Origin of the sequence: Winogradskyella marina (genome assembly GCF_015645385.1) — a bacterium.
Taxonomy (GTDB): Bacteria; Bacteroidota; Bacteroidia; order Flavobacteriales; family Flavobacteriaceae; genus Winogradskyella; species Winogradskyella marina.
The window spans coordinates 764304-773364 of record NZ_JADOET010000001.1 but is presented as its reverse complement, the minus strand read 5'-3'; the positions used below and the strand labels follow the sequence as shown (position 1 = coordinate 773364).

At 33.8% G+C, this 9061-nt stretch carries 8 protein-coding genes; 7 read left to right on the top strand and 1 reads right to left on the bottom strand.

Annotated elements, in window-relative coordinates; all coding sequences use genetic code 11:
• Nucleotides 1-175: 175 nt before the first annotated feature.
• Nucleotides 176-598: a hypothetical protein gene (locus ITJ86_RS03200; RefSeq protein ID WP_195870151.1), complete on the bottom strand. Its 423-nt coding sequence runs from the start codon at nucleotides 596-598 to the stop codon at nucleotides 176-178.
• A gap of 365 nt (nucleotides 599-963) precedes the next feature.
• Here ITJ86_RS03200 and ITJ86_RS03195 point away from each other — a divergent pair, with 365 nt between their 5' ends.
• The 7 genes from ITJ86_RS03195 (at nucleotide 964) to pgi (ending at nucleotide 8953) form a co-directional block, all read left to right on the top strand.
• Nucleotides 964-2124, top strand: coding sequence for a homogentisate 1,2-dioxygenase (locus ITJ86_RS03195; protein WP_195870150.1), 1161 nt, complete (start codon nucleotides 964-966; stop codon nucleotides 2122-2124).
• A 20-nt stretch (nucleotides 2125-2144) separates the two neighbouring features.
• The gene (locus ITJ86_RS03190) at nucleotides 2145-2648 is read left to right on the top strand and encodes a CCC motif membrane protein (protein WP_195870149.1); all 504 of its coding nucleotides are present in this window, start codon (nucleotides 2145-2147) and stop codon (nucleotides 2646-2648) included.
• 103 nt (nucleotides 2649-2751) lie between these two features.
• Nucleotides 2752-3912, top strand: a complete 1161-nt coding sequence (gene hppD / locus ITJ86_RS03185) for a 4-hydroxyphenylpyruvate dioxygenase (protein ID WP_195870148.1) — start codon at nucleotides 2752-2754, stop codon at nucleotides 3910-3912.
• Between the two features lie 327 nt (nucleotides 3913-4239).
• A complete protein-coding gene (locus tag ITJ86_RS03180) occupies nucleotides 4240-5028 on the top strand; it encodes a DUF3108 domain-containing protein (RefSeq protein ID WP_195870147.1) in 789 nt (262 codons plus the stop codon).
• A gap of 13 nt (nucleotides 5029-5041) precedes the next feature.
• Nucleotides 5042-5974: a tryptophan 2,3-dioxygenase family protein gene (locus ITJ86_RS03175; protein WP_195870146.1), complete on the top strand. Its 933-nt coding sequence runs from the start codon at nucleotides 5042-5044 to the stop codon at nucleotides 5972-5974.
• Between the two features lie 14 nt (nucleotides 5975-5988).
• Complete coding sequence (locus tag ITJ86_RS03170) at nucleotides 5989-7302, top strand: M23 family metallopeptidase (protein ID WP_195870145.1); 1314 nt, start codon at nucleotides 5989-5991, stop codon at nucleotides 7300-7302.
• Nucleotides 7303-7306: 4 nt separating this feature from the next.
• Nucleotides 7307-8953, top strand: coding sequence for a glucose-6-phosphate isomerase (gene pgi, locus ITJ86_RS03165; protein WP_195870144.1), 1647 nt, complete (start codon nucleotides 7307-7309; stop codon nucleotides 8951-8953).
• The last annotated feature ends 108 nt before the right edge of the window (nucleotides 8954-9061 follow it).

The following is a 9061-nucleotide window of genomic DNA, read 5'->3' as shown; positions in this document are numbered from 1 at the left end:
AAAAAAAAAAAATGTAAACCACCAAATTAAAAATGTGTTATTTGTTAAAGAAATGTTAACTGCGGAAAAACCGTAATTGAAACTGTAAAATAATTAAAACTTTAACAGTTTTGTGTTTGGATTTTAACACTAAGTTTTTGCATGTGAATGGGTTATTGTTGTGTTTAAAATGAAATCAGTCCTTAAAAATTAGGGTTTTCAATTGCTCATTAACCACATAATCAACAAACCTCGAAATCATCACATCACTACTATTAATGTTATGGGTCAAACCATCTTCTAATGTGCCACAACCTCTAGAATAATTGAAATCATTTTGGTAGTTGTTTTCAAATAGCTTCAAGTTGGAAAATAGTTTTGAATTAGATACCTCAGAATTAAGCTCAAAATCAGTGTCAGCTTCCAACATAGAAAACTTAGAATCGTTTTGTTGAAACTCAAAGCGTAATGATGTTGCAATTGTTGTGAATTCAGAAGCAGTCAATTCATCATTTAATACTACAGAAGAATTAAAGTCAGCTGTTTTAATGTCTAACGTTTGTGCAGAACAAAATGAACTTATTAAAAGCATAAAAACTAATGCGATGCGTAATTTCATTTTAAATGAATTTTCTATTCCTTTAAAAATAACAAAAAATTATTGATATTTGTAACATTATGCCCCGAGCGCAAGAGAAAATTTTCTAGTTCAGGGTATGTTCTTAGCGCGAACAGCATGAGACCATAAAAAGCAGTAGTTTTAAATATATGACACCATTCTGGGCCAACATAAAACTTCATCTTCATTTCCTTATTAAAAGGAATCCGGAATGACATCATTGTCATGCTGAACTTGTTTCAGTATCTAGTTTATTCCTGCATAGACAGGAATCTCTACAAATTTTATTACCTTTAAAATTACTAGTTAAGTGTCACCTTGAGCGCAGTCGAAAGGTCTTTGTAATATTTAAAATCATTCAAAACATGCCATTTTATCATAAATTAGGAAAAATTCCACCAAAACGCCACACGCAGTTTAAAAAACCAAATGGCGATTTTTATTACGAGCAATTGTTCGGTACCATTGGTTTCGACGGCATGTCAACCAACAGCTATCATGAGCAACGCCCAACACAAGTTAAAGAAATAAAAAAACAATACAGTGTTGCACCTAAAGTGGCGAAGGAAAATAACATGCAATCGTATCGATTCAGAGGCTTTCAAGTGCCACCAGAAAACGATTATTTAGAGAGTCGTAAAATTGTACTCACTAATAGCGATTGTAACATCATATTAGCAGCCCCAAAACAGTCTACGGAGGATTATTTTTATAAAAATACCGATGCAGACGAGTTAATATTCATCCACAAAGGTACCGGAAAACTAAGAACACATCTCGGAAATTTAGATTTCAAATACGGCGATTATTTGTTAGTGCCAAGAGGTGTGATTTATAAACTCGATTTTGATACGGAAGACAATCGTTTATTTATCGTAGAATCCACAAGACCAATCTATACACCAAAACGGTATAGAAACTGGTTTGGGCAATTGTTAGAGCATTCACCATTTTGTGAGCGCGATTTAAGACAACCGCAAGAACTAGAAACCTATAATAAATCGGGTGATTTTCTAATAAAAATTAAAAAGAACGACGACATTTTTGATATGGTTTACGCCTCACATCCTTTTGATGTGGTAGGTTACGATGGTTATAATTATCCGTATGCGTTTTCAATTCACGATTTTGAACCGATTACGGGTCGCGTACACCAGCCACCACCAGTACATCAAACTTTTGAAACCGATGCGTTTGTAGTGTGTAGTTTTGTGCCGCGTTTATATGATTATCATCCTATTGCGGTACCAGCACCATATAATCACAGTAATATAGATAGCGATGAGGTGTTGTATTACGTCGATGGCGATTTTATGAGTCGCAATGATATTGCAGCTGGTCATATTTCATTGCATCCCGCAGGTATTCCACATGGACCACATCCTGGAACTATGGAAAAAAGTATAGGTAAGACTAAAACCGAAGAATTAGCAGTTATGGTAGATACCTTTAAACCTTTAAAAGTAACCGAAGAGGCTTTGAAAATTGCCGATGAAGATTATTTTAAATCTTGGTTAGAACACTAAATAATAACAAACATTTATAAATGAATCAAAATAAATTACCTGCAGATCCACTATCATTAATTTTAGGAATATTAGCACTAGTTATTGGTATCGCTGGCTGCTGTTGTTATGGAGTTACCGCTATTGTTCCATTGATTTTGGCAATAATTGGATTGGTGTCGGCAAACAGAAGTTTACGTGAGTATGGTGAAAATCCTGAGGCCTTTAATCCGCAAACACGAAGTAATGTTAACACTGCTAAAATTATAAATATTATTGCCATTGTACTAAATAGTCTTGTGTTTTTGGTAGCGCTTGGAGTGTTAGCGTTATACGGTACATTAATGTCAACTGCTATTTTAGATGGTCTTGAAAATGGTAATTTTGAAAGTGATGACTTATATTACGAATCTGAATATGAAACGATCATAGAGCCAGAAAGTAATGAGACTTGGGATGATGACACATATATTATTGATGACGTTGAAGAAGAGGTGTTAAATGAGGTGCATGAACTAGAATTAGATAGCTTGGATAACGAGTAAATAGTAAAAACAAATCAGTATTAGATTTGAAATAGTAATTAAATTAAGAAACTTCATTTTTTGGAAATTGAAGTTCTAAAAATTTTAAATAAACGTTTATTTTATGGCAAAAGAAGTAGAAAATGTAAACTACGGTTTAGAAAAAATATTTGAAGGAGCGCAAGACTTTTTACCGCTTTTAGGAACGGATTACGTGGAATTTTATGTTGGTAATGCCAAACAAGCTGCACACTTTTATAAGACAGCTTTCGGGTTTCAGTCGTATGCGTATAGAGGCTTAGAAACAGGATCTAGAGACGCTGTTAGTTACGTGTTAAAACAAGATAAAATTCGCTTGGTTTTAACAACACCTTTAAATAGTAAATCTGAAATTAATAAGCACATCGTAAAACATGGAGATGGAGTAAAAGTTGTAGCGTTATGGGTAGATGATGCACGTAAATCTTATGAAGAAACAACCAAGCGCGGTGCAAAATCTTATATGGAACCAACCGTTGAAACCGATGAATTTGGTGAAGTGGTAAGAGCAGGAATTTATACCTATGGTGAAACCGTTCACATGTTTGTAGAGCGTAAAAATTACACAGGTAAATTTATGCCAGGTTTTGTAGAGTGGAACAGTGATTATAACCCAGAACCAACAGGCTTAAAATACATAGACCACATGGTTGGTAATGTGGGTTGGGGCGAAATGAATACTTGGGTAAAATGGTACGAAGATGTGATGGGCTTCGTTAACTTTCTATCGTTTGATGATAAGCAAATCCATACTGAATATTCGGCGCTAATGAGTAAAGTAATGAGTAATGGAAATGGTCGCATTAAATTTCCTATAAACGAACCAGCAGAAGCCGCTAAAAAATCGCAAATCGAAGAGTATTTGGATTTTTATGAAGGTGCAGGTGTACAGCATATTGCCGTAGCAACAGACGATATCATTACAACCGTATCACAACTAAAATCGAGAGGTGTTGAATTTTTATCCACACCTCCAGAAGAATACTACAGAGCCGTTCCAGGACGACTAGAAGAGCACAGTCACGCCCTAAGAGAAGATATCGAAACGCTTAAGAGCTTAGGGATTATGATTGATGCCGATGAAGAAGGGTATTTACTTCAAATTTTCACAAAACCTGTAGAAGACCGACCAACCTTATTTTTTGAAATCATACAGCGAATGGGAGCAAAAGGTTTTGGAGCAGGAAACTTTAAAGCCTTGTTTGAGTCTATTGAACGAGAACAAGAGAAACGAGGGACACTTTAAAATTTAAAAAAGCGCGTTTGGTTTACTGCAACTAAACGCGCTAATAAAAAAACCAATTCTAATGTTATTCTAACCTTTCAGAAAAGAAGACACACAAAGTATCATAATTTATTCTTCAGATAACTTCTTTTATACGCATTAAAGGGTTGGTAATACACTGATATCAGTTGTGTTTTAAAATGTGAGTATAATTAATTAAAGTATTCAAATTAGTTATGTTTTTAGATTGTAATTAAAAGATTTTATAGATTTGGAATAGTAATTGTATTTAAGATAATTGTAACACATAAAATGCGTTACATTAATTATATTTACAAATTCGAGATTATGAAATATTTATTTACATCGATATTATTTTTTATAGGACTTCAAACCTCTAATATTGAAAAGGAATCGGCTTTTCAGGAAGGTGAGTGGTTTAAATTTGAAATGAGCTATAGCGGCTTTTTTAAAGCAGGTAATGCAACACTTTCTGTTAACGAAAAGAAACTAGATGGTAAACCAGTATTTCATGTGGTTGGAAAAGGTTGGACCACTGGAGCGATTAAGTGGTTTTTTAAAGTTAAAGACCGTTACGAAAGCTATTTCGATATAGAAACAGGTGCTCCTTATAAATTCATTAGAAAAATAAATGAAGGTGGTCATACAAAGGATGTAGAAATTAATTTTGATCACGAGAATAAGATTGCTGAGGTCATTGATAAAAAACATAAGGAGACCAAAAACTTTACCACAGAGCAAGACGTTCAGGATATGGTGTCTATGTATTATTATTTAAGAAATAATATTAATACAGAGTCTTTAAAAGTTGGAGATGAAATAAAAACCAATATGTTTTTTGACGAGGAAAACTATGGTTTTAAGTTGAAGTATTTAGGTGAAGAGACTATAAAAGTGGATGTTAATGGTTCTGACGTAAAAGTAAAGACCATTAAATTTAGACCATACGTTATGGCTGGTCGTGTGTTTAAAGAAGAAGAAAGTTTAACGCTTTGGGTAAGTGCAGATAAAAACAAAATTCCTTTAAAAATTAAAGCAGATTTAGCGGTAGGTTCTCTACGTGCCGATCTTGTTGAATTTAAAGGTTTAAAACACTCCTTTAAAATAGAATTTTAAGATTAATTAAAAAATGTCAGACCAACCTAACTACGACGAAATTGTAAAAGCACTTCAAGAGAAGTATAAAAAAATAGACCAAGATACTGACGACCATTTATATGGCTTACTCTACAGTAAACCTATAACGTATTGGGATTATATTCAAACAGACGCCTTATTAAATCTACAGATTCAGCGCACCACGCTTCCAGATGAAATGGTATTTATTGCTTATCATCAGATTAATGAGTTGCTTTTTAAAATGATACTTTGGGAAATTTCTCAAGTCGCCGAAAAAGAAGATTTAGACGTGACGTTTTTTGAAAGTAAATTAATGCGCATCAGTCGTTATTTCGATATGTTGTCTACCTCCTTCAACATTATGAGAGAAGGTATGGATGTAGAGCAGTATATGAAATTTAGATATACACTTACTCCTGCAAGTGGTTTTCAAAGTGCACAATATAGACTTATTGAATTCGCTTCTACGGAATTAATTAACCTTATCGATTTTAGATTTAGAAAAGATATTGATAGAGATACACCATTTACACACGCTTTTGAGCATTTATATTGGCAAGCTGCAGGAAAAGACCATAAAACAGGAAAAAAATCCACACTTTTAGTTAATTTTGAAAAACGTTACAAAGACGAGTTTTTAAGGTTTATGGAAACCTATAATACCAAAAATCTTTGGACGCGTTTTAAAGAGCTTCCAGAAAAAGATCAAAAAAACGAAGAGCTTGTTGCGGCCATGCGTCATTACGATTATACCGTTAATGTGAGTTGGGTAATGGCTCATTATAACGCAGCCAAACACTATATTGATAGCGGTATTGGTGATGGTGAAGCCACAGGAGGAAGTGACTGGAAAAAATATATGCACCCAAAATACCAAAGACGGATTTTCTTTCCGGAATTATGGAGTGCAGAAGAATTAGAAAACTGGGGAAATAATTTATAATTAGCTTAAAATTAATGCGCTTAAGATTAATAACAATTGCTGTAATTGCAGTAAGTATATACGCTTGTAAAGAGGATAAAACAGCAGAAGTTGACTTAGAAAAGAAACAAGCTGAAATTGTTGAAGAGGAGAAAATTTTAGAGTTTGGGTTTGATATTAATGACTATATAGTGCAACGCGACACTATTAAGTCTGGAGATAGCTTTGGTGAGATTATGCAGCGTAACAATATTGGGTATCCAAATATTTTTGAAATTGCAGAAGTTACTAAAGATACGTTTGATATTAGAAAACTTCATCCAGGCAGACCCTATACATTATTATACTCAAAAGCCTCCGAAAAGGATAGCTTGCCAAGTCCAGAGACTTTTATTTATCAGCCAAATCAAGAAGAATATGTGGTTATCGGGCTAAAAGATTCTATCCATGCTTATAATGGTAGAAAACCCATAACTTACGTCGAAAAAACAGCGACAGGTGTTATTGAAAGTAGTATTTCAAAAACACTTGAAGAAAAGGGTTTAAGTCAGGTGTTAGCCTATAAAATGGCCGATGATATTTATGCTTGGACTATAGATTTTAGACGCTTACAAAAAGGAGATCGTTTTAAAGTAATTTATACTGATAAATATATTGATGATACTATTTATGCGGGAATCGATAATGTAAAAGCCGCTTATTTTGAGCATAATAGAGATTCTCTTTATGCATTTCAGTTTGAAACCGATTCCATAAAAGGCATCGTTGATTACTTTAATGAAGATGCTAAAAATTTACGACGTGCCTTTCTAAAAGCACCTGTTCAATTTAGTAGAATATCCTCGCGTTACAACCTAAAAAGACGTATTGCAGTTTATGGATATAAGGTACGCGCACACAGAGGAACCGATTTTGCGGCTCCTATTGGCACACCAATTATGGCAACGGCAAACGGAACGGTTGTAGAATCTACAAGACGAGGAGGCAATGGTAAGTTTGTGAAAATTAGGCATAATGATACCTATTCCACGCAGTATCTACACATGAGTAAACGCTTAGTTCAAAAAGGTGATTATGTTAAACAAGGAGATATTATTGGTAGAGTAGGTATGACAGGGAATACAGGTGGTCCACATGTGTGTTATCGTTTCTGGAAAAATGGAGTACAAGTAGATCCATTTAAGCAAAAATTACCAGAAGCTAAGCCGATTTCCGATAGCTTAAAAGTGAAATTCTTAGAACATATTAAACCAATCAAACAGCGTCTAGATAATATCTTTTTCTTAGAAGGAGATCCTATGCAGCCAGAGAACACAATAACCGAAGATTTAAATACAGATATACAATAATATAATGGCATTAAAAGCAACTAACCCAACCACCACAAATTCTTGGAAAAAATTACAAGCACATTTTGAAACCATTAAATCTCAGCATTTAAAAGATTTATTTAAAGCTGATGCAGATAGAGCAAATGATTTAACGGTTGAATGGGATGATTTTTATGCCGATTTTTCTAAGAATAGAATTACCACAGAAACCTTAGATCTGTTATTTGAATTAGCAAATGAGCTCGATTTAAAAGATGCCATTTCAAAGTATTTTGAAGGTGATATCATCAATGCAACCGAAGGAAGAGCAGTGTTGCATACAGCACTTAGAGCACCAAAAGATGCTGAAGTACTTGTTGATGGTGAAAATGTCATTCCTGAAGTGCATGAGGTTAAGAAGAAAATAGAAGACTTTACAAACGCGGTAGTTAATGGAGAGCATAAAGGTTATACAGGAAAAGCCATAACCGATGTTGTAAATATTGGTATTGGAGGCTCAGATTTGGGTCCGGCAATGGTTGTGGATTCACTTCAATTTTATAAAAACCATTTAAGCACGCATTTTGTGAGTAATGTAGATGGTGATCACTATCAAGAAGTGATTAAAAATTTAAATCCGGAGACTACACTTTTCGTAATTGTTTCTAAAACGTTTACAACACAAGAAACCTTATCTAATGCAAATTCAATAAGATCATGGTTTTTAGAATCACAACCAAAAGAAGCAGTTTCTAAGCATTTCGTAGCAGTCTCAACAAATATTGAAAGTGTAAAAAACTTTGGAATAGATGAGGAGAATATCTTCCCAATGAAAGATTGGGTTGGTGGTCGTTTTTCATTGTGGAGTGCAGTGGGCTTATCAATTAGTTTGGCTTTAGGTTATAAACATTTTGAAAGCCTTTTAGAAGGGGCGCACAAAATGGATCAACATTTTAAGACAGCGGATTTCAATGAAAATATACCAGTTATTTCAGCCTTATTAACCGTTTGGTATAATAACTTTTTTAATGCTGAAAGTGAAGCTATAATTCCATATACACAATATTTAAATCAATTTGCTACCTACCTTCAACAAGGTATTATGGAAAGTAATGGGAAAAGTGTCGATAGAGACGGAAGCCGTGTCAACTATCAAACAGGGACTTTAATTTGGGGAGAACCAGGAACGAACTCGCAACATGCTTTTTTCCAATTAATACACCAAGGCACTAAATTAATTCCTACAGATTTTATTGGTTATGTGGAGTCGCTTTATGGGAACAAAGATCACCACAATAAATTAATGTCCAATTACTTCGCACAAACAGAGGCCTTAATGAATGGTAAAACAAAAGATGAGGTTTTATCAGAACTAAAAGGCCAATCCCTTTCAGAAGAAGAGGTGTCTCAACTGTTGCCGTTTAAAGTATTTGAAGGTAACAAACCAACCACATCACTTTTAATTCAAAAATTATCTCCAGAAAGTCTAGGTAAACTTATAGCCATGTATGAGCACAAAATATTTGTACAAGGCATTATTTGGAACATCTACAGTTACGACCAGTTTGGAGTTGAATTAGGGAAACAATTGGCAAAATCTATTTTAAATGAGCTTAAAAACGATGATTCTAATGCCATACACGATGCTTCTACACAAAATCTTTTAGCATATTTTAAGAAATGTTGTTAAATATTGTTAAAAAGTTTTCATAAAACACATGTCCTTAATGGAATACTTAAGGATTCTTTAATTAATTTTGGAGTTAGTAATTGTTAACATTGTCATAATGTTTTAAAA